We start from the raw sequence: 24,763 nt of genomic DNA on the forward strand, positions 1-24,763 counted from the left end.
AATTAGAATTTAAGGTTTACACCTGCGTTGAAGATCTGTTGTTGCGGATAGAACTGTGCACTTTCGTTCTGACCTTCCGGATCAAAATCTTTCACCTTACTAAAGGTCGCCAGGTTAAATGCGCTTAAATAGATTCGTGCACTCTTCAATTTTATTTTGCTTGCAAAAGCGGCAGGTACATTGTAACCAAGTTCAATATTTTTGATGCGCAAGAATGCTGTGTTGTACAACCAGAAATCATTTTTATTCAACCCACCATTAATACTTGATGATGTTCTTACATCAACACGTGGATACGTTCCATTTTCATTTGATGGACTCCAACGATTGTCTGCCCAGGAGCTAAAGTAGTTTCCAACTTCACCAGACTCTGCAAGCACATACTGAACTGACTTCGCTTGTCCTTGCAACAAGATGGCGATATCAAAGTTCTTATACGCAGCACCGATATTAAATCCATAGATGATCTGCGGAACGTTGCTAAGGCTCTGGCGAACGCGATCATTCGCATTGATCACACCGTCATCGTTTACATCTCTAAAAATTAAATCGCCAGGTCTTGTACCAGGAAGTCGCGGGTAGTCATCAAGTTCGTCTGGTGTATTGAAAATACCGATCGCTTCATACAGCAACTCTGAACCCAATGGCTTACCTTCTACGCGTTGATGATCTGGAATGCCTTCGGCTTCATCCAGATAAATCACTTCACTCTTGTTATACATGAAATTTCCGCCAACATTGAAATCAATGTTACCAACCGTTTTATTGTAGGTTACCTGTGCTTCAAATCCATTATTCTTTGTCTTTCCAATATTTTCATCAGGAATAATCGCTGATACATTGTACTCGTTTACAATTCCAGACACCCAAGGAATAGATGCATTTCTTGGAACTAACAGACCAATACGTTTTTCATTGAAGTAATCCACCTCGATAGTCAATCCACCAAACAATGTTGTTTCAAGACCTAGATCGAATTTGCGCGCTGTTTCCCATGTAATCTGTTCGTTGGCAAGTTGCTGGATACCGAATGTAGATACCGGTACGCCGTCAAGGACATAATTTGCGTTACGAAGATTGAAAGTGTTTAAGTACTGAAAAGGATCTACGCGATCGTTTCCGAGCTCACCATACGACACACGAAGCTTCAAATTATTAACCGCTGGCACTTGGAAGAATGATTCTTCAGATATTCTCCAACCCGCGGAGATACTCGGATAAAAACCAAATTCATTCCCCTCGGTAAATCTAGAAGAGCCATCGTAACGAAACTGAACTTCAGCAATGTATCTTGATTTGTATTCCGCCGACAAACGGCCAAAATAGTTTCGTCTTGTAAACCGCTCACTATTTCCAGAATTGCTTCGCTCTTCAGGTGCAGAACCTCCCAAGTCAATCTCTGGAATTGCCGGTGATAGAAATCCTCTTCTAAAAGTTTCAAACCAGTTCGCCTCCTGAACACTTTGTTCATAGGCAAGAAATCCTTTCAGAAAAGTGGAACCAAATTGTCTTTCATAGTTTACACTTAGGTTTGCTGTTGTAAGGATGTCGTTGCGCTGACGTTGTGTAAGTTCTGGTGTAACCGGACCGCGCTTCACAGCATCAAAGCTTACAGGATTGGTACTCGTATTAAGGCTATAGACTGTCCATGGCGTTTTAAAAAGTTTTCTCGATTCGAATGAACGATCATGCGCATAGAATCCTTTTAACGACAAGCCTTCGATAGCAGCTATTTTATAAGTAAAGTTCGCCATCGTATTGATTACCGTTCTAGGTTGTTTGTCAGACCCCGCGAGACTTGTGCCGATCACAACAGGATTAAGACCTGACTCGATTCCGGGCGAAGGCAAGTTGCCAGGATAGTAAGCCGGTAATGTTGGGTACGTACGAAATGCAGAACGGAAAATACTTCCTGCAGACTCCGTCGGATAAACACGGTCTTCAGATCTTCCAGAGAGATCCAATCCTAAACGAAGATTCTTGGTTAAGTTAATATCAATGTTACTTCTGATGTTCCATTGCTCATACTGAAGATTTGTATTCTTATAAATACCTTCCTGATGTCTTCTTCCTAACGAAATGAAATACTGAACATCAGTACCGCCGCCAGCGATCGACAAGTTTTGTTGATCCTGCAATGAGTAAGACTTCATCGTCTCATCAATCCAATCCGTGTTTGCATATTGAATTGGATCGGAGCCATCGCTAAACTTTTGTATTTCCTCATCAGAATAAATTTGGTTTAATCCTCCCGCAGGACTTCTATAATATTGAATTTCATTGAGGATAGTGGCATACGTTGCTGCATTGGCCATACTCGGAAGTCGTGTTGGCTTGGCGATACCTTGGTTATAACTAAAGTTAAAAGAAGGTCCACTTGGTGAAGACGTACCACGTTTTGTTGTGACGAGGATTACGCCATTGGCAGCTTGTGAACCGTAGATTGCAGCGGAAGCATCTTTCAACACAGAAACGCTTTCGATATCATTTGGATCGAGACGTTCCAAGCCACCGGTTCTGTTTGCAATACCATCGATAACAATGAGTGGAGCATTTTCCTTATTACTACTCTGACCACGTATTAAGAGTCTTGCGCCGTCAGCGCCAGGTTCACCCGTTGATGCGTTTGCCACGACACCGGATACACGTCCTGCAAAAGAACTGGAAAGATTAGGTTGAGGGCTTTTAACGAATTCTTTTCCTTTCACCGAGGTAATCGCACTGGTGAGTGAAGCTTTTTTCGTTTCACCGTAACCGACTACGACAACTTCTGTTAACGTTTCAATGTCCGACTCAAGGGCGATGTCAAATGTTGTTTGCGCCCCGACCGGAACTTCGACCGACTTATAGCCAATAAAAGAAAAGACAAGGACGTCTTCCGGGGATTGCGCTTTCAGCACAAAGTTACCGTTTTGATCAGTAGTGGTACCGTTGGTAGTGCCTTTGACAATGACACTAACACCAGGAAGTCCTGAGCCGTCTTCATTAGATGTCACTTTTCCACGGACATCTAAGTTTTGGGCTTGTGTGGGCGAAACTTTAAGTTGAAAAACTGTGATCAGGGTTAAAATGACCAGCAGTTTAAAGGGGTTTGTTTGTAGTTTTTTCATCATAGCGTAGAATTTTGGTTTGGGTCCTATGCGCGCCGGAAACGTTTGAAAAACCAAATTTTGCCGAAAACGATTGTTTTGAGCGGGGGCTATCTGTTATTAAAGGAGGGCTAAATGAGGAATTGAAGGGTTAATGACGATGAAAAATCATTGTCCCCCTGCAGCCGAATCAATATTGGCTTGCATCTGCGCGTTCTTCATAAAATCTGATGGCGACACGCCGAACTCTTTCGCGAAACATGTGCGGAAGTATTTTGAATCTGAAAAACCAACCATATACATCACCTCAAAAACCTTGTATTGTTGGCTTCGCAACAACTTTGCAGCTTCCTGCATACGCAATGAGCGCACGTATTCAACTGGAGAAAGTCCGGTAAGGCTTTTGATCTTTTTATAAACCAAAGACCTACTCATATTGAGCACGTCACTCAACTCATTGATATTAAAATCTGGCTTGTCAAGATTTTCTTTCAGCAGATCAAACACCTGGTGCAAAAACTTTCCGTCTGGCGATTCTACTTCCTTAATCTCTGGCGCAGACTCAGTCATGAATAGATTGCGGTAAAATCGTTTCAAATTTTCCCGCGACTGTAAAAGATTATTCACCGTAAGCGATAACATTTCGGGACTGAACGGCTTCGTCATATAAGCATCGGCACCAATCTCAATGCCTTCCTTATGATCGGTTAACGAAGTTTTCGCCGTTAATAGAATAATCGGAATATGACTAGTTCTAATATTACGTTTCAACTGCTTGCATAGCTCGATACCATCCATGCCTGGCATCATGATATCGCTGATGATTAAATCCGGATGGTGTGCTTGCGCTGACGCTAATCCCTCATCGCCATTCGACGCTTCATATACTTTATAGTCTTCACCAAAATATTCTTTAATGAACGTTCTGATCTCGTCATCATCCTCCACAATCAGAATTGAACTAAAACCTTTACGTGTACCATGCTCGTCGTCGTGTATTTCGCTAACGGTTGTCGTTAGCGCGGGATGTAGGATTGGCTCTTCCGCAGAAACAAAATCTTCAGGCTTAAAATGTTCTTTTCCAAGAGGAATCTTGATGCTGAACACGGAACCGTTTCCTTCTTCACTTTCTACATAAATATCCCCTTTGTGAAGATGAACGAGTTTTCTTGCCAATGACAAGCCGATACCCGAATTCATGGAGCCAGCAGGATTACCTTTATAAAACCACTCGAAAATACTGCTCATGTGTTTCTTCGGAATACCGATCCCGTTGTCTCGCACTTTTACAATGACTCGACCGTGCGGATATTTTTCTGATACATGGGTAGCACAAGACACAACAATCTCATCACCCGCGCCGATGTATTTAAAGGCGTTGGAAATAATATTATTCAATACCATCTCCATCTTTTCTTTATCGAACCAAACCAAAATAGAAGGATGCTCCGTTACAAACTCAAAACGAATGTTGCGCTTAGCCGCAAGATCTTTGAATGTGACATAAATATCATTGACAAACGGCACGATATCTTCTTCTTTGATCTTTAAGAACACGTTGCCGCTTTCAATCTTTCGATAGTCGATCAGTTTGTTGATGAGCATCAGCAACTTATTGGCGTTCCGATGAACCATGCGTAACTTTTTGCCATTCGGTGTTTCAGAATCTTCCTCCGACATCATATCCTCAAGCGGTCCCATGATTAGCGTAAGCGGTGTTCTAAACTCATGCGACACTTCCGTAAAAAAGGTAAGCTTCTCCATCGCCAACCGTTTTTCACTCTTACGATGGGCTTTTTCTATTTTTAAACGCTTACGCAATGAATATTGCTTTCTCGTGAATCTGAAAATTAAAAGTCCAGCGGTAAGTGCAATTAAAGAATAAGCAACATATGCCAACGGCGTTTGCGACCATGGTGCTTTAATGGTGATGGCAAGGCTCACATAGTCGTCGCTCCAAACATTTTCTTGATTAGATGCTTTAACTTTGAATGTGTAGTCGCCAGGTTTAAGGTAACGGTAAGTCGCTGTTCGTTGATGACCGACAAAGTTCCAATCATCATCAAGCCCATCTAATTTATAAGCGTAATTATTTTTCTCCGGATAGCTATAACTCAATCCGAGAAATTCAAATGTTACTACCGACTGATCGTGATTGAGAACAATTTTCTTTGTACGGTTAATAACCTGTCGAAGCATGGGCTCACCATCGACACTATCCTGAATAGAGACAGGCTTATTAAAAATTTGTAGGCCCGATATCATCACCGTTGGCTTGACGACTTTTTCCTCGTTTTGGTCGGGATAAAAAATATTTGCGCCTTGCGTACCGCCGAAGCACATGTATCCAGAGAGATAATTATAAATTCCCGACCCTGGATTAAACTGTCCTTCTTGCAAACCATCTAGTGTTTCGTAACGCGTGAATTTTTGTGACTGTACATTAAACCGAGAAACACCTGCGTTTGTACTTGCCCAACAGTTTCCTTTATTGTCGATGAGAACAGCATACACCGTATTGTTAGAAAGGCCATCTTTTTCGGTAAAGCCTCTGAGAATATCTTTCTGCAAATCGTAGCAATAAAGTCCGCCGCCGCCCGTACCGATCCACAACTTTCCTTGACGATCTGCATTTAGCGTAAATACAATTTCACTTTGAAGCTGCCCTCGTGCATCTCCCTGACTAAAAAAACGAGAAGTTTGTTGTGTTGCATCATTGTACCGATGTAAGCCATCACCATAAAAACCCAACCAGAGATTACCTTGCTTATCCTCAGTAATACTTCTGATGTCACCGTCACGCAGCATGCCGCGAAAGTTTTCACGATGGCCATACACCTGTGTATGTTGATCAATCAGACAAAGTCCTCCACGATTTGTCCCAACCCAAATATTTTTCTTTGAGTCTTCAAAAATTACACGCACATCATTGACGCCTTGCCGGTCTTCATCGCCTTTGAATTTAAAATGCGTAAATGAATCCGAATCACGATTGTAACAAAATACACCTTGCGCATAGGTTCCAAACCACAGTCGACCACGGGAATCGCAAAGCGCAGAAAGCACAGCATTATCACCAATACTCCCCTTCTTCCCATCCGCCGTATAATGCTTGACATCAGAACCTGAAATTCCTTTTTTATAAAGTCCGTTGCCATCGGTACCAAGCCAGAGGTTGCCATCATGATCGTAGCACATACCGTAATACGACACAAAACTCATCGTCGATTCTTTGTATAACGCCTGCTGGATTTTCACAAATTTCTCCTTATCGCTACTAATCATGTAAACACCGTCACCGAAAGTGCCTACCCAAAGATTTTTATTTCGATCCTCGTAAATAGATTGTATTGTTTTTTTAGAGATATCAAAGTCATCGAGGTTTCCGATGGACGAAAAGATAAAATCATCAACGGGGCGTGTTATCATTTGCCGCAGATCAAGTTTGAATAAACCACTACCCTGCGTTCCTATCCATAAATTTTCATTTCGGTCGACAGCGAGAGAAAAAATACTTTTTTTAGCGATCGAAAATTTTGCATCGTTAAAAACAAAAAACTTATTGAGGCGACGAAGGTAAACTACCAATCCCTTTGACGTTCCGATCCAAATATTACTAGCATAGTCTTCCACAATAGCGTGAACATTTTGCGATGGAAGTTTCATCGCATTCGACAACGCATCAACTTTATCGACAACCTTTCCGTCATTAACCTTAAACACGTTGAGTCCACCATCTTGCGTGCCGACCCATAAAATCCCTTGCTTATCTTCGAGGAGCGTAACGGTACGGGTACTGGTCAACCCAATGGGTGACGACGTGTCATATGTAACATACTTCTTCGACTTTTTATTAAAGGAAGCAAAACCACTTCCGTACCAGGCAATCCATAAATTTTTAGCTACACCTTCCGTAATAAAACTAACATCGTTGCTGGAAGCGTGATCCGATTTTGCAGGACGGTGCTGGTATAAAGTGAATGATTCGATATTCGGATCGAACTGGAGCAAGCCTTTACGAGACGACACCCATAACGTTCCTTCGGAGTCTCTGAAAAGTGACTGTATAAAATTATCAGGAAGGCCGTTGGTTTTGAGCGGGTCGTGCTTAAAAACTTTGAAGTTGTAGCCATCAAAACGGTTAAGACCATCTTCCGTCGCGATCCAGATAAGTGACTCGTCGTCTTGGAATACGCTGTTAACAACTGCTTGCGAAAGGCCATCTTTCAGGTTGTAATGCTTGACCAGATTTTCTTGCAGAAATTGAGCGTTCGTACTTCCGATGCAAAACAGCATCAACACGATCATGATTTGCAAAATTCGCCTTACCTGTAAAAAGTATCCCGTCATATTATTCTCGCCTGCACCGTTACTAAAACTGGCGTTAAACTTAAGTTTTGAAGCCGTTGCCGCATAATTTACGAAAAAGAATCACAGGGGGCATGCGGGTATTTCAGGCGGGGCATTTGTGTTTTTGAAGCCGTCCCATTACAAATTCCCCATTCTTTAGAGGAATTATTTAAAAATAAGCCTTTGCAGATCACCCAATCGACAGCGCACGTTTTGAGAATCCAGCCGAGGATCGAAATCTGACCTTCAAATATTTTACTAACTTGAAATTCCAAACCGATGTATCATGGAAGAAATCAGAAAAGAAGATATCAAACAGGAAGTATTCGATCTTTATGACGATTATGCGCACAACCGGATTGAGCGACGTGAATTTGTCAAACAACTTTCGACCTATGCCGTGGGCGGCCTAACGCTAGCATCGTTGATGAGTTTTTTAATGCCAGACTATAAAGGTCAAATTCAGATTCAAAACGACGATCCAAGATTGAAGTCAGAAACGATTTCATACTCATCGCCAAAAGGCGGTGGCACAATCAAGGCATTGTTGTCAAAACCTGCCGACGCGAAAGGTAAACTGGGTGGAATTGTTGTTGTGCACGAGAATCGCGGACTGAATCCGCATATCGCAGACGTTGCGCGGCGCGCTGCTTTAGCAGGATTTATCTCTATAGCACCCGATGCCTTAACGCCATTGGGCGGCTATCCCGGTAACGACGATCAGGGTCGTGAACTTCAAAGCAAGCGCGATCGAAATGAAATGCTCGAAGACTTCATTGCCGCATACGACTATTTAAAAACACATAAAGATTGTAATGGAAAAGTTGGTGTCGTTGGCTTTTGTTTCGGTGGATGGATATCCAACATGATGGCTACACGCATTCCAACATTGGCCGCGGCTGTGCCATTCTACGGTGGGCAACCTGCTACAGAAGATGTGCCGAAGATAAATGCGCCGCTGCTACTTCACTACGCTGCATTAGACACCCGCGTCAATGAAGGCTGGCCAGCATACGAAGCCGCTTTGAAAGAAAACAAAAAAGATTACGTTGCGCACATGTATGCGAATGCCAATCACGGCTTCCATAACGATACAACACCGCGGTATGATAAGACTGCTGCGGAACTTGCTTGGCAACGCACCGTCGACTTCTTTAAAGACAAACTAAAATAATCGTCGGTCATAGACACGCCTTAAAGCAAACACCATTATTCGACTTCGTAAATTCCATCTCAACAATATTAAAAGCATGCTCCTCTAAACACTCAGCGATTGCATCAACCATTGTTGATTTGATTTTACCTGGCGCATCATAAAACACAAAAAGTTCAGCGCGTCTACGCATCATCTTTTTTAGCACCTGAAATTCAGCCTCATTCGGTTTCTTCCAAAAGAAGTTCACATTGAATGCAACAATCTTATTGAATGAAGATCCAGAATTGAAGTGAGCGAAATCTGACTTATAAACCTCAGCATGGGATGATGCTATAAAATCACGAAGTCGTTTCTGGGCTTTGCCTACCATAGCAGACGACTTATCAATGGCAACAACTTTTCCACTAGTCAGTGTCGACGCAATCATCGCGGCAAGCACGCCCGAGCCACACCCAATATCTAATAACTTCTCTGACTTTTTTACGTCAAGTATTCCCAACGCCCAGTTAAATCTTGATGCTGTTAACATCTTTAAAAAATAGTGACGTCACTTGATAAATACAATACAGCTCGAGCAAATTATCGCGAACTTTGTCACATCCTAATAAATATCTAGCGACTAGAATAAACCGAATCACAATACAATGTTATCAAGAGTCAAATCGAAACTACGCTTGTCACCTTACCGGCACGTTTCCCGATTACAGCGTTTGCTAGATCGCTACAGCCGCCGCTATCATAACCAATTATAATGTGATTATATCTAAATTAAGTCAGCCATTATTTCCCTTTTAAAGGTTATATTTATAGTCGTTCGCACCCTCATAACACAATACCAATGTCGGAAACCGCTATCTGGATCAGCTTCAATCTCTTCGTCGCGTTCTTTCTCGTTCTTGACCTTGGTGTCTTTCACAAAAAATCAGAAGAAGTCTCTGTTAAGGAAGCTTTGATTTGGACCGCTGTGTGGGTTTTCATGGCCTTCTTGTTCAATATTTTTATCTACTACCAACTTGGCGAGGCAAAAGCCTATGAGTTCTTCACCGGATATCTCATCGAAAAATCGCTAAGCGTTGACAACATCTTTGTCATCATCCTGATCTTCTCATACTTCAACGTTCCCGCGGCATATCAACACAAGGTATTATTTTGGGGAATCTTGGGTGCGCTATTGATGCGTGTTGGTTTTATCTTGGCAGGTGTCGAATTGATTCACAAATTCCATTGGTTGATCTACATCTTCGGAGGATTCCTGGTGATCACGGGAATCCGGATCCTCACACAAGGTGACGCGAAACTTGAACCTGAGAAAAATCCGTTGATCAGAATCATTCGGAAGGCAATTCCGGTAACACCAAACTTCGTAGGCGATAAATTTTTTGTTTCCATCAACAAAAAAGTTTGGGCAACACCACTCTTTCTCGTTGTGGTCACCATCGAGGCTACTGATCTGATTTTCGCTGTCGATAGCATCCCAGCAATTCTATCCATATCAGATGACGCCCTCATCGTGTATACTTCGAACGTATTCGCCATCATGGGACTTCGATCACTATACTTCGCCATCGCTGGGATGGAAAAATATTTTACATACCTGAAATACGGACTTTCAGCCATACTCATCTTCGTCGGTGTGAAAATGTGCATTGGTGATCTCTACAAAATTCCGATCGAGATCTCTTTGATGTTTATTGTGTTAACACTTTCCGTGGCAGTCATTGCATCGCTTGCACACAATGCAAAGCACGACGCAAAAAAATAGGCAGTCAGAATTTCGGCGTCACCAATAACCACCTCATGCTGTTGTGACGACGTTTTAAACATCGGCCAAAAGTTATTCAACCTCGCTCACAACAAAGCATCCCTCCCATCAATGATAAGTTATTGAATGCGTGCTCACGCTTCAACAACTTCTGATTTTTAACTGTACATGATTTATCCTAATTTGACGACATGAAGCAAGACATCAAAGTTTCTGTTGACGCAGTAGTATTTGGCTATGATCCAGACCACGGAATGCAACTCTTGCTGATCAAACGTAGAGACGAACCATTCCAAAAAATGTGGGCACTCCCGGGTGGACTTGTGCTTGATGGAGAATCACTTGACGATGCTGTCAACCGCGAATTAAAGGAGGAAGCAGGTATCCGCGTAAACTACCTCGAACAATTGTATACATTCGGAAAACCAACCAGAGATCCGAGAAATCATGCGATATCCGTTTCGTATTTTGCGCTCGTAAGACCAAAGGATTTCCAAATTAGTGCGCAATCAGATGCTGAAGATGTAGCGTGGTTTGACATCCAGAAACTACCAAAACTCGCTTTTGATCATAAAGAAATTATCAACGTTGCGATTAAACGATTGCGCGGAAAAATCACCTACGAGCCTGTGGGATTCGAACTCCTTGATAAAGCATTTCCATTTTCTGACTTGGAAAACCTTTACCAAGCATTGCTAGGGCGTGAGATCGATCGCAGAAACTTTAAGAAGAAAATTGCAAAACTCAGCATACTTGAGGCTTTGAATGAAACCATACAACGAAAATCGGGAAGACCCGCACAGCTCTTTAAATTCAACCGAAAAAAATACTTCGAATTGAAAGAAAAAGGCTACAACTTCGACTTTTTCGCCTAAAATCGCCACCTCAACACATTTAGCGTACTTTTTACGCAAATACATTTCAAGGAAACAACTTTCATCCTATATTTGCGTATAATTTACACAAATTAACAGCAACATGATCGGCGTTATCATAGCTCGACTTCAAACACCCTACCTCCACCCGGGACATATTGGCCTCATCGAATCCGTGAAAGCCAAGCATAGAAAAGTTGTTATCATTTTAGGTGTGTCGCCCGTATTAGGAAGCAAGAGAAATCCACTCGATTTTCCCACCCGTGAAAAAATGATCAAAAAATCATTCCCTGAGATCATCGTCCTTCCACTCCCCGATCATCCATTGGACACCACTTGGTCTACCACATTAGATACACTATTGACGAACACTTTTCCCGGAGCCTCTTTCGCCCTCTACGGCAGTCGCGACAGCTTTATTGACTACTATTCAGGAAAAAACGTGGTCGTCGAAATTCCCGCACAAGGCCAACACAACGCAACACAACTGCGTGAATTCGCCCAAGATGAAACAATGGATTCAATGGAATTCAGATCAGGAATTATTTACGCTTACGCCAATACTTACAACAAAGTGTATCCCACCGTCGACATCGCAGTTTTTAGAAACAACCGTGCAGAGATTCTGTTAGGAAAAAAAGACATTGACCAAAAATGGAGACTCATTGGGGGCTTCAGCGACCCGACCGACGAAAGTTTTGAATGCGCTGCACTTCGTGAACTTCGAGAAGAATGTGGCGATATTACCGTAGCACCGATGCAATACGAAACGTCACTCAACATAAATGATTGGCGATATCAACGTGAGACCGATAAAATCATTACGACACTTTTCTCTACAAACTATATTAGCGGCACTCCCGTCGCTAATGATGATCTCGCAGAATTGAATTGGTTCAAGCTTAACGAACTAAGTGATCTCATCAAAAATAATCTTACTACCCCCACACACACGCCGCTCCTCAATACTCTTATCACGAAATACACCAAATAATTCATGTCTATGGAAAAGCAGAATTTACTCCTTTTAGCAGACGCATATAAGTATGCGCACCACAAGCTTTACATGCCAGGCACAACCAAGATCTACTCTTACCTGGAAAGTAGAGGCGGAATATTTGACGAAACGGTGTTTTTTGGCTTACAATATTTTTTAGAACATTATCTGGCGGGACAAGCATTTACAAAAGTCGATCTTGACCAAGCAGAAGAAATTTTACACGGCGTCTTCGGCCGAGGAGATATCTTTAACCGTAGCATATTTGAACACATCCTTCAAACACATGGAGGTCATCTTCCCATTCGCATAAAAGCAGTTCCAGAAGGTATGGCCATCCCCGTAAGTAACGTTTTGATGACCATTGAAAACACTGACCCAAAATGTTACTGGCTCACAAATTTTCTCGAAACTCTTCTGATGCAAGTCTGGTATCCTTCTACGGTAGCAACGCTATCTCGCGCCGTGAGAAAAATTGTAGCGCAAAATTTTGAAGAAACTGCCGATGATACATCCTACGAAAATATCGACTTTGTACTGAATGACTTTGGTTTTCGAGGAGTTAGTTCGGTTGAAAGTGCCGGCATCGGCGGTGCAGCACATTTGCTCAACTTTCGCGGCAGCGACACGGTGTATGCATCTCAGTTTGCAAAGCGATACTACAACACTCAGCAAGTATATGGATTGTCTGTGCCCGCAACAGAACATTCTATTATGACTTTGTTGGGTGAAGAAGGAGAAGCTGCTATTTTACAACATGTATTTAACGCATACCCAACAGGAATTCTTTCTTGCGTGTCTGACTCTTATAACATCTTTAACACTGTCGAGAATTACTGGGGTAGTCAATTTAAACAACAAATCCTCGAACGAGATGGTCGTCTCGTCATTCGTCCAGACTCCGGTGATCCCGTCAAAACACTGCTCAAAGTTTTCGATATCCTTTTCGAAAAATTTGAATTTCATGTCAATTCAAAAGGCTACAAAGTTTTACCGCCGCAATTGCGAGTCATTCAGGGCGATGGCATTGACATTGATTCCATTCCTATTATTTACGACGCGCTCAAGAAAAATAAGATCTCTGGAGAAAACCTGGTTCTCGGTATGGGAGGAGCTCTCCTACAAAAAGTAAATCGCGACACACAAAAATTCGCTTTGAAATGTTCATTTGCTGAGATCAACAATCAGGGTGTCAATGTGATGAAGAAGCCGCTTGAAATGAATGAACATGGCGATATCATCAAGTCGTTTAAAGCGTCAAAAACTGGAAAACTCAAACTTATTAAACAGGATAACCAATTTAAGACAGTTGGCATGGATCAAGACGGTGAAGACGTCCTACAAACTGTTTTCGAAAATGGCGTCCTTAAAAAAAGTCACACATTTGAAAGTATCCGCGACCGCGCAAGACTTCTTTCGCCCGTGTACGCATAAAATATAGAAACGATAACCAAATCCAGCGTTCGAAAGACGCTGGATTTTTTTGTGCACGCCACTCACATTTTTGCTAATTTGACCACAGAACGTACGCACTCATTAACCGCGTTTACCACATGATGAACCGTAAAGAATTCATTAGAAACGGTGCTCTTGCAACGGCATCGCTATTGGCACTTCCTGCACTTGACACCTTCGCAGACGAACCTTCTAAGATAAAAATTGCACTGATCGGCGTGGGGCTGCGCGGACAGGAACACCTTGACCTGTTACTTCGACGCGACGACGTTGAGTTGATCGCCATTTGTGACATCGACAATCGGATGCTCGACATGGCTAAGAAGATTATCGCAAAGCATAAAAAGAAAATGCCCGAAGTATTTACCGGCAGCGTTAATGCATGGAAATCGATGCTCGATAAAAAACGTTGTGACGGCGTAATCATTGCAACGCCTTGGGAGTGGCATAAGCCAATGATCCTTGGTGCGCTGGAGTCTGGCGTTAAATATGTTGGCACCGAAGTTTGCCTTGGTATTACACTGCAAGATCATTGGGATGTCGTAAAAGCCACAGAAAGTAATAACGCAAACGTGATGATGCTTGAAAATGTGTGTTACCGCCGCGACGTCATGGCCGTGTTAAACATGGTCCGCCAAGGGCTGTTTGGTGAGCTTATCCATTTACAGGGAGGCTATCAACATGACCTGCGTGATGTAAAATTCAATGACGGTACTCATCCTTATGGGCATGGTGTGGAATTCGGGGCGAAAGGATTCTCGGAGGCGCGCTGGAGAACTGAACATTCTGTAACACGAAATGGCGACCTCTACCCTACACATGGTGTTGGACCACTTGCTCATTTTTTAAACATCAATCGTGGAAATCGCTTTACATCATTAAACTCATTTTCATCCAAGTCGCGAGGGTTACATCAACACATTATAAAAGGCGGAGGAAACGACCATCCAAATGCAAAGGTCAATTTTAAACTTGGTGATGTCGTCACAACGCAAATCAACTGCAGTAACGGAGAAACCGTACTCCTTCAACACGACACGAACTTGCCAAGACCTTATTCTCTTGGGTTCCGTGTACAGGGCACCGAAGGCCTCTGGATGGACGTAAACAATGGGGTGTATATAGAAGGAAAATCTACCAAACCACACCGATGGGATGATGCAAAAACTTGGCTCGACCAATACGATCATCCGCTTTGGGCACGTTGGAGCAAAGACACTGAAGGTGCTGGACATGGTGGGATGGACTTCTTTGTTATTCACGCCTTTATAGAATCCATCAAGCGAAAAACTTCTACGCCGATGGACGTTTACGATGCCGCTACCTGGAGTGCCATAACACCCCTTAGTGAAGAGTCGATCAAGCTCAATAATCAGACAGTCGCGTTCCCCGATTTCACGTCTGGAAAATGGTCAAGTCGAAAAGCTGTATTTGCCTTGAATGACGAATTCTAAATTCAGTATTATTGACAACAATACACGTTCTTTCGCATTACAGCGTCGATCTTTCGTCGACTGCCGTAAAACCGTTTGGTAATGGATTGATTAATCACACCTGGTTAATCGATACGCCAACTGAACAATTTATTCTGCAACGACTGAATGAGCGGATCTTTAAATCGCCCGATGACATTGCTTCGAATATTGAGGCCATTCGAGATTTTCTTGAGCGGAAACATCCGTCATACCATTTTGTAGCACCGATAAAAAACAAGCGCGGCGCCACGTTGACTCACGTCGAAGAAGGTTACTTTCGACTCTTTCCTTTCGTGAAGCATTCTATTTCACGCAACGTTGTCGATTCACCGAAACAAGCTTTCGAAGCAGCTTCTCAGTTCGGAAAATTCACGACGATCCTCCATGACTTTCCTGTCGAACAACTCAAGATCACTTTACCTGACTTTCACAACCTCACGCTGCGACACCAACAATTTGTTACATCGCAGCATCAGGGTAATCCCGAGCGCATTCAGCAAGCACAACATCTTATTGAGGCGCTTAATAATCGTGAAGACATCCTAAAAACATTCGAGGCTATTCAACGCGATACGCAATTCAAATTACGCGTAACGCATCATGACACTAAAATTAGCAACGTCCTATTTAACGCCAATGATGATGGGCTTTGTGTGATCGACCTCGACACGGTAATGCCCGGTTATTTTATTAGCGATGTGGGCGACATGATGCGAACTTATTTGTCGCCGGTGAGTGAAGAAGAAAAAGACTTCAACCTAATTGAAATTAGAGAGCCATTCCTCGAAGCCGTGGTTAAAGGCTATTATCGCGAAACACAATCGACTTTATCTACGATTGAAAAAGAACATTTCTTTTTCGCAGGAAGATTCATGATCTACATGCAGGCACTCAGGTTTTTAACAGACTACATAAACGACGATCAGTACTACCCGATTACTTACTCTACTCAGAATTTTGTGCGTGCTGGCAACCAACTGTCCTTGTTAATCAAGCTTGAAAGCAAGTCGGCCATGATCCATCGGATGCTCGACAATATCAGCCAATAAAAGCTACCAACGTCGCGGCCGTCCCTAAATATTTACCCCTAGCAAGACAAAATGATATGATTTTTCGTTTTTTGAGCGTTAGAAACAGGTGAGTTACGTTGCGCGCAATGATCTTTTTTCACGATATTGGTAAGCATTGTTTCTGCGTTCATCGCTGGTATATCCACGTGAATTGTTCATCCATTTTAACCGCTACGAATTAACTGCTATGATCAAGAGCACACAATATGTAAAAGGCGTTCGTGAAATTGTTGAACGCGTCGCTACACAACGACCTGATGTTGGAAAATATATTCATCATGAAGCCATCGACAATGCTGAGTTTATCATTAAAGTAAAGAACGGTACACTTCGCATGCCCAAGGATGCCGCATGTAATCAAGAAATGTATCCGATCAATGTACCCGAAGATTGGATCAAAGAAATTGCCGATACATTTGAGCAAGTCAATCGTCATGAGATCAACAACAAAAAATTTTCGATCGGCAACCTGATCTCAACTATTTTTCCCGGAAGCAAATGATTTATTCCTTCGCGTGGAAATATAAATAGCAAGGTTTCTTTTTCTTCTTCTCACTTAGCGTATAAAAGCCGGCGCCGTCAATGGCCCACGCGATTGACTCCCCCTGAGGTTCTTCGTCATAAGGCACGCGTGCAGGTTTTGATTTCAACAGTGCCGCGATGCTTTCACGCTTTTCATTCTTCCAGTAGTAGACTGCCTGATAATTCTTTATCAATACATCGCCATTAACCGAAGTATAATCCGCAGCAACAATCTCTTTGAACGGAAGGCTGTATAATTTTTTCGCTACCAGCGTATCATTTGACATTGGCGCAGTAAGCTCATATAAATAAACTGGCTGCTCGCGCTTCGAAATGACATACACATTTTTTGTTTGATGATCGATCATCAACGACTCTGTATCTTTAACCTGGTCTTCAAGTTTGAATACTATTTTTTCGATATCGCTCACGCCAATTTCAGCAACACCGTCAAGCAGAGGCTCTTCAAAGCGATAGATGTATTTATAAGGATATACCGCGTCGTTATCGCCAATATCACCAACATAAACGTATTGTTTACCCGCAACCGGACCTGGGCCAACGGCAATATCCTCCCAGTCACGATTTTCCACGCCTTCAAGCTTAACGGTTAGTCGAATGTTCAATTGATCATCGATCAGATAAATTTCTGGTTCATTGCCACTATCGTTATGCACCCAAAATAGTCCAGCATTGCCTCTACTCGCAGCCATTCCAGATACCTCTTTTAACTTTTTATCCATGAGTTCTGCCAATTGCTTTCGTGCAGCAAAATCTTTTGCCTCAGTCGACTGCGTGGAGCCTAGATTGCACGCGCCCAGCACAAAAACCAGCAAAACGAAACAAATACCCTGTGTTTTCATATCTAACCCTTAATTTAATCAAACGCAAAGCAAAAGCAGAAAACCGGAAACATTCTGGAAGGATTTCGAATTACTTTTATTTGGATGCTATTCCCAAATCTTTCCGAAATCACACTCTTATTTTGTATGGTTGGTTAATTTATCCATTTTCAGTCTATGAAAATACTGTTGATAGAAGACGAAGATGATCTACGCGACGTGATGAAAATATCATTGGAGAAAGAATTGTTTCTCATTGAAACTGCTTCTGACTTTCATACAGCCGCTGAAAAACTAGAGACGTATGACTACGATTGCATTTTACTTGACATTATGCTTCCCGGTGGTAGCGGACTCACGCTGTTAGAGCTTTTAAAAGAAAAGGGAAAACACAACAGCGTCATCATTATTTCTGCGAAGAATTCAATAGACGATAAAGTGAGAGGACTCAATCTCGGCGCGGATGATTATCTCACAAAACCATTCCACCTCGCAGAGTTGACTGCGCGCGTGAAATCGGTAATCCGTCGCAAGCAGCATGATGGACAAAAGATCATCAATATCGGAAACGTAAAGATCAATCTGAATGAACGGACCGTGAACGTACAAAGCAGCGCACTTATCTTGAACCGTAAAGAGTTTGACATTCTGGTATATTTCGCATCAAACAAAAATAGATTGATTAACAAAACTGCCCTCGCCGAACATATTTGGGGAGATCACGCAGATCAATCCGATGATTTTGAATTCATCTATTCGCAAATCAAAAACTTGAGAAAGAAACTCAAAGAGACTGACGCAAGCATCGAAATTCAAGCAGTGTATGGTATCGGTTATAAACTTGTGGTCGAATGAAGTTAGTCAATCACACACTCTCCTATCTGTCTATCGCATTCTTTATCGTGCTTGGTGTTTGGGCAACCATATTCTACGCAAATTTTCTAGACGAGATCTACGACAGTATTGACGATGGACTTGAAAATACAAAACTCTTGATCCTTGAGCGTGTAGCGACTGACACAACCTTGATACACAAGACGGCACTTCTGGAAAGCAATTATGCCATCCGTGAGATTAACGCGACGGATGCGCTTCAATACCGGGATGTATACATGGACTCTACCATTTACACGATCAATGAACAGGACTATGAACCCGTTCGAGTATTGAAGTCTGCCTTTCAAGTCCACGGAAAATATTATGAGCTATTAATTGTTTCATCCATGGTAGAGGAAGACGATCTCATCGAAGACCTCTTATACTCCATCATTTGGTTATATGTTATTTTACTGATCAGCATCATGATTATCAACAACATTTTACTTCGCCGTATTTGGCGACCTTTTTACGCTATCCTGGACCGCCTTCGAAATTTCAGGGTGGAGTCTCCGGAATTGCCTGCATTTTCCGTGACGCGTGTTACCGAATTTAACATGCTTCAAGAGTCCATTACCACACTTTTACATCGAACAGTAGCTACCTTTCAAAGTCAAAAACAATTTATTGAAAACGCATCTCATGAATTGCAAACACCCCTGGCCATCAGTATTAATAAGCTTGAGCTGTTAGCGGAAAAGCAACAACATGCAGAAGCAAATCTTGCAGAAATCAGCAGCGTCATTGAATCACTGCAGAGGCTAACACGTCTCAACAAAACATTGTTACTGCTATCAAAAATCGAGAACCGCCAATTCCCTGAACAAACGTCGGTTGATTTCAATCAACTACTAGATCATCTGGCGATAGCACTATCAGACCTTGCTGACTACAAATCGGTAATCTTGTCGGTGCATCACCGAGGAAGATTGACAAAAAGAATCAACGAGGACCTTGCCTCCATCATGCTATCAAATCTTATTAAAAACGGCATCCTTCACAATGTCGAAGGTGGTCGCATTGAAATCGAAGTTACTGATCAAGGTGTCACAATTGAGAACACCAGTACTTTAGGAACGTTAGATAAGTCAAAGATCTTCGAACGCTTCTACAAAGGAAGTAATCAAAAACATTCAACAGGACTTGGGCTTGCTATCGTGAAATCGATTTGCGATCTCTACGGCTACAAATTAGAATATCGCTACAATGGCAAACATGTTTTTTCTATAACGATGGCGGCAAGCTGATTCCCTATTATTTACCAATTTCTTACGGTGATTGCCGTATAAATTGGTAACACAAGAAAAACATACCACAGTATTATCGCCTTCTCACGTGGTGGATCTACGAAATAAAAAACGAAGCAGTTGATATATTCCAGTTTCTTTCCCAGATCATGTATGACATTTACATCATCAAACAGCACAAATATGAAAAAGCTACTATCACTTATCATTGCTATTTCGGCAATCACTGTCGTGAATGGCCAAGACATCGCTCAAAGCGAAGTGCCATCTGTTATCCTCAATAATTTCAAGCTCAACTTTGAAAAGGCTACAGACGTCGACTGGGAGATCAAAGGAGAAGAGTATAAGGTTGAATTTGAAATCAATCACGAAGACCACGACGTTTGGTTTGATAAAAAAGGAAATGTGCTCAAGCACAAGCAAGATCTTTCATTGAGCAATCTCCCCACAAACATCAAACAAAAAATCGAAACAGACTTTAAGTCTTACAAGATTGATGACATTGACAAAATTGAAATTGCAGGAAAAACGACTTTTGAAGTTGAGCTAGAATCCAACGCTGGAGACAAGGTTGTTGTTTTCAGCAGCGACGGAAAAGTAGAAAATCAGAAGTAGAGAAGTGAAGGAAGTCAAGACTGAAAACACGCTTGACTTCCAATTCATTTATTCTGTACGTAAGCTCTTTACCGGGTTCATCAAGCTCGCTTTAATGGCTTGATAACTTACGGTAAACAACGTGATGGCTATTGCTCCCGTTACCGCAGCCGTAAAAATCCACCAGGAAAGATCCGTTTTATACTCATAGCTGCTAAGCCATCCTACCGCCAAATAATATGCGATGGGTACGGCAATCAGGCAAGAAATGATCACCAACACGACAAAATCTTGGGAGAGCATACGCCATAGGTTAGGCACAGAAGCGCCCAACACTTTTCGAATACCAATTTCTTTTGTGCGCTGTTCTGCAACAAACGATGCTAGCGCAAAAAGTCCAAGACAAGAGATAAAAATTGCCAACACTGCAAAAAATGATGAGAGTGTTCCGAGACGTTTCTCATCACCAAACTTTTGCGCGTAATCTTCATCGACAAACGACGGCGAGAATGGTCGACCCGGGCTTTCACGTTTAAATACAGACTCAATCTTGGATAATGCCGATTTCACATTTGTTTGCGGATTAAGTTTCATCAGAAACACATTCTGAGCGTCTGTATTTAAATGCCACATCGCTGGTCGAACAGGTGCATAGGGTGATTGCACTAAAATATCTTCGATCACACCGATTACCGTATACGGTTGATTCTCCCAACGGATAATTTTTCCAACAGGATCTTTCAACCCGATAAATTTTACAGCCGATTCGTTCAAGATGAACGTCGCTGTATCCGAAGCAAAATCTCTGGAAAAATCACGGCCTTCTTTAAGTTTCCAGCCAATCACATTTCCATAATCGTGCGAGACAGCGTTGTTCGGAAAATCTACCGCTTGATTCGGATCTTTACCTTCCCAATCGAAACCACCGTTCGTATTCCAAACTTGTGTCGTTGGACTTCCAGATTCAGCCATCGCCACAATGGCCCCTGCTGACATTAGCTCTTCGCGAATGGCATCAAAGTGCTTGTGAAGATCATCCGTTACACTCGCGCGAATCAATCCATCTTTATTGTATCCAATAGGCCTATTCTGCGCGAAGGTAATTTGTTTGTAGACAACGATCGTGCCTATGATCAACGTAGTAGAAATAGAAAATTGCAATACAACAAGTGCTTTACGTGGGATCGCGGCGTAACGACCAACACGAAAGGTCCCCTTCAGGGTTTTCACAGGATTAAATGAAGACAAATAAAGTGCGGGATAAATTCCTGCTAACACGCCAGTAAAAATCGCAAAGCCCACGCCTGTTGCCCAGAATGTAAAGTCTACAAACGGAATATCGATACGTTTATCTGCAACCACATTAAATGAAGGAAGCACGAGGTACACCAACAATATTGAAAGCACAAAAGCCAACACCGCGATCAAGATTGATTCACTAAAGAATTGCGCTACCAGTTGTTTACGCAATGATCCAATCGCTTTTCGTATACCAACTTCTTTAGCACGTTTTTCAGAGCGCGCGGTGCTCAAATTCATAAAATTTATACATGCCAAAATCAGTACAAAAACGCCGATCGTACCAAACAGCCAAATATTGGTAATACGTCCTCCGATGTTAACACCATTCTTAAACTCAGAATAAAGTCTCCACTTCGACATGGGATGTAAAAACACTTGCGGGTTATAACGATGTTCTTCTTGTGAAACTTTATTCAGTTTAACGTCCTTGATTTTTTTAGATAACGATTCCATTTCTGCATGATCGCCAATCATGGCAAATGTACGGGTAAAATTACTACCCCATGGATTTTCCATCTGCTCAACCCACTTGTTTTGACTCAGATACAAAGACCACGGCATGATGATCTTCATATCACGAAAAGAAGAATTGAAAGGCAGATCTTCGTAAACACCCGTCACCTTCACATCTACGGCATCGTCAATACGAAGCATCTTTCCCATTGGGTCATCGTCACCGAAGTAGGTCTTAGCAACCGCTGCAGAAATTAAAATGCTATTCATTTCCTGCAGGCCGTTACGCGAGCCATGGATCATTTTCAATGTTAACATTTCAGCAACCTGTGGTTCAAAGAACGAACCTTCTTGCAAAAACATCTTATCACCAAAAGTAACGGTGTGCTCGTGGTTCCAAGACGCTTGTAGCACATACCGAAAATCTGCGCCATAAACGTTTCTAATCTCCTCACCCATCGCTGCAGGATTTGATTCTTGCGTCCCAACATTACCATTGTATGTTTGGTGCTGCATCACCTGCGCGATGCGATCATAATTTTGATGATAACGGTCGTAACCCAGTTCATCAATAACCCAGAGGGCAATCAAGATTGTTACGCCCATTCCGACGGCCAGTCCACCGATGTTAATCATGGAGTAAACACGGTTCTTCTGAAGATTCCGCCATGCAATTTTAAAATAGTTGGTAAGCATAGATATGGGTTGGTTTGTGAAAGACAACAGCGCCTTCGAAAGGTTGCACCTGCCCTCTTTGATACTCCGAATATTGCCAGAGGTTACTAAATTTCCTCATTTTTTGATCACCTATTGGGTGACATGATCCGTGGGCGCTTCACGCACAGAAAAAAAACAAAAAATACATGGATAAAGAACCTTCTACAGCCGAATCTTACCGAAAATTGCAAGGTGATCGGAACTTCCCCCTTGGACAACATTGATATTGATTGTCGATACACGACCGCGGCCAAAAATATAATCAAGGGTAATGATGGGTCCGAGCTTACTCGTATTAGGGAAATTTGCGCGTGTAGGCGTTAGCGGCACACCACTCAAATCGACCCAATCACGTTTAAGATCTCTGTAGATTGGCTCGAAGTACGTTGTATTCAAATCACCAATTAAAAGTTGCGCATAACATGTCATTTCCGTCGTTAAGACACGGTCATTGATTTGTTTCAATTGTTCCAGTCGGGCCGTGTAGTTCTCACTTAGGAGGCTAAAGAATCGCGCAGGTTTTTCTACAGCAATGGCAGGCGAAGCCAGATGAGTATGCACTACCTGTAACTCTTTGCCATGAACATTCAGGGTAACGATTTGCGCAAAAGGTCTTGTAGCGTTCCCCAAGAGTTCAGATTTAACGATAGGAAATTTTGCATATACGCCGATGCCATGCGTGCCACGAAGCACCGTTTCCCGCGTATACAGATACCGTTGTCCAAGGGAACGCTTTATTTGACTAGCCCATTCGGGTGTCAGCTCTTGGACGAATAAAATGTCGGGATCCTTTTCCTTTATCACCTTCAATGACAGTGCCTTACTGCTGTTCTTAAAGAAGATGTTGTACGTCATCAAAGAAACTGTTACTGATGCTGTATGGTCGAGCAAACGTTCTTCTTGAATCGTATTCCAACGGTATTCAACAAGCACTACAATCATCACGGCTACCAATCCCGGCCGTATCCAACGCGCTGCGATCCGATTGCGTGATGTGTAAAGAAAAATCGCGCTTGTCAGAAAAAGGAACCAGCGTGACACAATTAGCATTGTGCCGAGTAGATAGTGACTTCTAAAAAGTACCATCCCTGTCGCACTAATAATAATTATCGCCGCGATGATTTTCCAGAACAGATTGAGTTTTGGCGGAAGCATTTACATGATCATTATTTTTTCCGAAACGTCGGAAACAACAATACAATGGCAATCAAAATAAAAATGACACTCGTTGCCTTCTTAAGAGAATCAAATGTTTTCATTTTACTTGTCGCATCGCTCCGATCTTGGATGGCGTCATAATACAATATCAGTTTTCGATTAACATCTTCTTTGCGCTCACCATCGACTGCAGACAAAGAATCCAAAAGGTTATCACGAAATGTCGCATCCATAAGAAGCGAATCTTGAAATGTCTCAGAGAGATTAAGTTCAGAACGATATTGTTGGCATTTGAGTGACAACAGGTCAACATCTTCAGAAACATTCTTGATCAATACCGAAAACAGAATTTTCAACACTAAAAAAACTACTATTGACAAAAGAATGATTTTCTTATTCATCGCACCGAAAAATAAGTTATTCTAAATTTCAGTTTTTGCATGTGACTTGCACCTTATTCGAAGCCCGGCAAAAATATTTATTACGAAAAGTAGCTGCAAAAGTATAAATAATATGGTTAACGGGCTTCCGAAGGAAATCAAACGCGGCGAATTATTTAAAATAGTCGGATAGAGATATTTTTCAACTTCTTTTATCGCATTTGCTTTCAGATATATATTGGTGGTTCCCAAAAAATATGTCACCATGAGCACCGTACCTAAAACATGAATCCACGAAAGGTACTGCGTAAATAAAAACCTTTGTGTCAAGTGGTAGGCTATCCACAACATCATGATCAAGACAGACAGGCTAACCATCGCAATATTACCCGTCATCGTTACCACCATACCCACCTGTAACGCTTGCATCCAAAAAAATAATG

The 24,763-nt window shown here is 42.2% G+C and carries 18 protein-coding genes; 11 read left to right on the forward strand and 7 right to left on the reverse strand.

Annotated elements, in window-relative coordinates:
* Positions 1-2: 2 nt before the first annotated feature.
* On the reverse strand, positions 3-3,113 hold the full coding sequence (locus DQQ10_RS07255) for a SusC/RagA family TonB-linked outer membrane protein (protein WP_133259572.1): 3,111 nt from the start codon (positions 3,111-3,113) through the stop codon (positions 3-5).
* 144 nt (positions 3,114-3,257) lie between these two features.
* Positions 3,258-7,439 (reverse strand): hybrid sensor histidine kinase/response regulator transcription factor, encoded by a 4,182-nt coding sequence (locus DQQ10_RS07260; RefSeq protein WP_112746149.1) that lies wholly within the window; start codon positions 7,437-7,439, stop codon positions 3,258-3,260.
* Positions 7,440-7,725: 286 nt separating this feature from the next.
* On the opposite strand from DQQ10_RS07260, the gene DQQ10_RS07265 reads away from it, so the two are divergent.
* Positions 7,726-8,613, forward strand: a complete 888-nt coding sequence (locus DQQ10_RS07265) for a dienelactone hydrolase family protein (RefSeq protein ID WP_112746150.1) — start codon at positions 7,726-7,728, stop codon at positions 8,611-8,613.
* A gap of 7 nt (positions 8,614-8,620) precedes the next feature.
* On the opposite strand, the gene DQQ10_RS07270 is transcribed toward DQQ10_RS07265, so the two are convergent.
* Positions 8,621-9,124, reverse strand: a complete 504-nt coding sequence (locus tag DQQ10_RS07270) for a class I SAM-dependent methyltransferase (RefSeq protein ID WP_112746151.1) — start codon at positions 9,122-9,124, stop codon at positions 8,621-8,623.
* Positions 9,125-9,433: 309 nt separating this feature from the next.
* Here DQQ10_RS07270 and DQQ10_RS07275 point away from each other — a divergent pair, with 309 nt between their 5' ends.
* The 7 genes from DQQ10_RS07275 to DQQ10_RS07305 all read left to right on the forward strand — a co-directional run bounded on the left by DQQ10_RS07275 (position 9,434) and on the right by DQQ10_RS07305 (position 16,731).
* Positions 9,434-10,357: a TerC family protein gene (locus DQQ10_RS07275; RefSeq protein ID WP_112746152.1), complete on the forward strand. Its 924-nt coding sequence runs from the start codon at positions 9,434-9,436 to the stop codon at positions 10,355-10,357.
* Between the two features lie 191 nt (positions 10,358-10,548).
* Positions 10,549-11,232 carry an NUDIX hydrolase gene (locus tag DQQ10_RS07280; protein ID WP_112746153.1) on the forward strand — a complete coding sequence of 228 codons (684 nt, stop codon included), beginning with the start codon at positions 10,549-10,551 and terminating at the stop codon, positions 11,230-11,232.
* A gap of 103 nt (positions 11,233-11,335) precedes the next feature.
* Positions 11,336-12,226 carry an NUDIX domain-containing protein gene (locus tag DQQ10_RS07285; protein WP_112746154.1) on the forward strand — a complete coding sequence of 297 codons (891 nt, stop codon included), beginning with the start codon at positions 11,336-11,338 and terminating at the stop codon, positions 12,224-12,226.
* Between the two features lie 9 nt (positions 12,227-12,235).
* Positions 12,236-13,663, forward strand: coding sequence for a nicotinate phosphoribosyltransferase (locus DQQ10_RS07290; protein WP_112746155.1), 1,428 nt, complete (start codon positions 12,236-12,238; stop codon positions 13,661-13,663).
* A gap of 119 nt (positions 13,664-13,782) precedes the next feature.
* Positions 13,783-15,138 (forward strand): Gfo/Idh/MocA family protein, encoded by a 1,356-nt coding sequence (locus tag DQQ10_RS07295; RefSeq protein WP_245970314.1) that lies wholly within the window; start codon positions 13,783-13,785, stop codon positions 15,136-15,138.
* Positions 15,139-15,149: 11 nt separating this feature from the next.
* A complete protein-coding gene (locus DQQ10_RS07300) occupies positions 15,150-16,208 on the forward strand; it encodes a phosphotransferase enzyme family protein (RefSeq protein ID WP_221409692.1) in 1,059 nt (352 codons plus the stop codon).
* A 208-nt stretch (positions 16,209-16,416) separates the two neighbouring features.
* A complete protein-coding gene (locus tag DQQ10_RS07305) occupies positions 16,417-16,731 on the forward strand; it encodes a hypothetical protein (RefSeq protein ID WP_112746156.1) in 315 nt (104 codons plus the stop codon).
* Position 16,732: 1 nt separating this feature from the next.
* Here DQQ10_RS07305 and DQQ10_RS07310 read toward each other — a convergent pair whose 3' ends face one another.
* On the reverse strand, positions 16,733-17,614 hold the full coding sequence (locus tag DQQ10_RS07310) for a hypothetical protein (protein WP_112746157.1): 882 nt from the start codon (positions 17,612-17,614) through the stop codon (positions 16,733-16,735).
* Between the two features lie 156 nt (positions 17,615-17,770).
* Here DQQ10_RS07310 and DQQ10_RS07315 point away from each other — a divergent pair, with 156 nt between their 5' ends.
* The 3 genes from DQQ10_RS07315 to DQQ10_RS07325 all read left to right on the forward strand — a co-directional run bounded on the left by DQQ10_RS07315 (position 17,771) and on the right by DQQ10_RS07325 (position 20,331).
* On the forward strand, positions 17,771-18,448 hold the full coding sequence (locus DQQ10_RS07315) for a response regulator transcription factor (protein WP_112746158.1): 678 nt from the start codon (positions 17,771-17,773) through the stop codon (positions 18,446-18,448).
* Positions 18,445-19,716, forward strand: a complete 1,272-nt coding sequence (locus DQQ10_RS07320; protein ID WP_112746159.1) for a sensor histidine kinase — start codon at positions 18,445-18,447, stop codon at positions 19,714-19,716. The genes DQQ10_RS07315 and DQQ10_RS07320 overlap by 4 nt, the downstream gene beginning before the upstream one ends.
* A 183-nt stretch (positions 19,717-19,899) precedes the next feature.
* Positions 19,900-20,331, forward strand: a complete 432-nt coding sequence (locus DQQ10_RS07325) for a PepSY-like domain-containing protein (RefSeq protein ID WP_165823833.1) — start codon at positions 19,900-19,902, stop codon at positions 20,329-20,331.
* Positions 20,332-20,379: 48 nt separating this feature from the next.
* On the opposite strand, the gene DQQ10_RS07330 is transcribed toward DQQ10_RS07325, so the two are convergent.
* The 3 genes from DQQ10_RS07330 to DQQ10_RS07340 all read right to left on the reverse strand — a co-directional run bounded on the left by DQQ10_RS07330 (position 20,380) and on the right by DQQ10_RS07340 (position 24,341).
* Positions 20,380-22,761, reverse strand: a complete 2,382-nt coding sequence (locus DQQ10_RS07330) for an ABC transporter permease (RefSeq protein WP_112746161.1) — start codon at positions 22,759-22,761, stop codon at positions 20,380-20,382.
* 183 nt (positions 22,762-22,944) lie between these two features.
* Complete coding sequence (locus tag DQQ10_RS07335) at positions 22,945-23,937, reverse strand: endonuclease/exonuclease/phosphatase family protein (protein WP_112746162.1); 993 nt, start codon at positions 23,935-23,937, stop codon at positions 22,945-22,947.
* Positions 23,938-23,948: 11 nt separating this feature from the next.
* Positions 23,949-24,341 (reverse strand): hypothetical protein, encoded by a 393-nt coding sequence (locus tag DQQ10_RS07340; protein WP_112746163.1) that lies wholly within the window; start codon positions 24,339-24,341, stop codon positions 23,949-23,951.
* Between the last annotated feature and the right edge of the window lie 422 nt (positions 24,342-24,763).

The organism is Pseudochryseolinea flava, from assembly GCF_003286915.1.
GTDB classification, from domain to species: domain Bacteria; phylum Bacteroidota; class Bacteroidia; order Cytophagales; family Cyclobacteriaceae; genus Ohtaekwangia; species Ohtaekwangia flava.

What these genes read in the sequence shown, in the direction of transcription:
- DQQ10_RS07260 (WP_112746149.1), bottom strand. Translation starts at nt 7,439, where the DNA reads ATGACGGGATACTTTTTACAGGTAAGGCGAATTTTGCAAATCATGATC.
- DQQ10_RS07325 (WP_165823833.1), top strand. Translation starts at nt 19,900, where the DNA reads ATGAAAAAGCTACTATCACTTATCATTGCTATTTCGGCAATCACTGTC.
- DQQ10_RS07270 (WP_112746151.1), bottom strand. Translation starts at nt 9,124, where the DNA reads ATGTTAACAGCATCAAGATTTAACTGGGCGTTGGGAATACTTGACGTA.
- DQQ10_RS07290 (WP_112746155.1), top strand. Translation starts at nt 12,236, where the DNA reads ATGGAAAAGCAGAATTTACTCCTTTTAGCAGACGCATATAAGTATGCG.
- DQQ10_RS07315 (WP_112746158.1), top strand. Translation starts at nt 17,771, where the DNA reads ATGAAAATACTGTTGATAGAAGACGAAGATGATCTACGCGACGTGATG.
- DQQ10_RS07330 (WP_112746161.1), bottom strand. Translation starts at nt 22,761, where the DNA reads ATGCTTACCAACTATTTTAAAATTGCATGGCGGAATCTTCAGAAGAAC.
- DQQ10_RS07265 (WP_112746150.1), top strand. Translation starts at nt 7,726, where the DNA reads ATGGAAGAAATCAGAAAAGAAGATATCAAACAGGAAGTATTCGATCTT.
- DQQ10_RS07275 (WP_112746152.1), top strand. Translation starts at nt 9,434, where the DNA reads ATGTCGGAAACCGCTATCTGGATCAGCTTCAATCTCTTCGTCGCGTTC.
- DQQ10_RS07285 (WP_112746154.1), top strand. Translation starts at nt 11,336, where the DNA reads ATGATCGGCGTTATCATAGCTCGACTTCAAACACCCTACCTCCACCCG.
- DQQ10_RS07340 (WP_112746163.1), bottom strand. Translation starts at nt 24,341, where the DNA reads ATGAATAAGAAAATCATTCTTTTGTCAATAGTAGTTTTTTTAGTGTTG.
- DQQ10_RS07295 (WP_245970314.1), top strand. Translation starts at nt 13,783, where the DNA reads ATGATGAACCGTAAAGAATTCATTAGAAACGGTGCTCTTGCAACGGCA.
- DQQ10_RS07320 (WP_112746159.1), top strand. Translation starts at nt 18,445, where the DNA reads ATGAAGTTAGTCAATCACACACTCTCCTATCTGTCTATCGCATTCTTT.
- DQQ10_RS07280 (WP_112746153.1), top strand. Translation starts at nt 10,549, where the DNA reads ATGAAGCAAGACATCAAAGTTTCTGTTGACGCAGTAGTATTTGGCTAT.
- DQQ10_RS07255 (WP_133259572.1), bottom strand. Translation starts at nt 3,113, where the DNA reads ATGATGAAAAAACTACAAACAAACCCCTTTAAACTGCTGGTCATTTTA.
- DQQ10_RS07310 (WP_112746157.1), bottom strand. Translation starts at nt 17,614, where the DNA reads ATGAAAACACAGGGTATTTGTTTCGTTTTGCTGGTTTTTGTGCTGGGC.
- DQQ10_RS07335 (WP_112746162.1), bottom strand. Translation starts at nt 23,937, where the DNA reads ATGCTTCCGCCAAAACTCAATCTGTTCTGGAAAATCATCGCGGCGATA.
- DQQ10_RS07305 (WP_112746156.1), top strand. Translation starts at nt 16,417, where the DNA reads ATGATCAAGAGCACACAATATGTAAAAGGCGTTCGTGAAATTGTTGAA.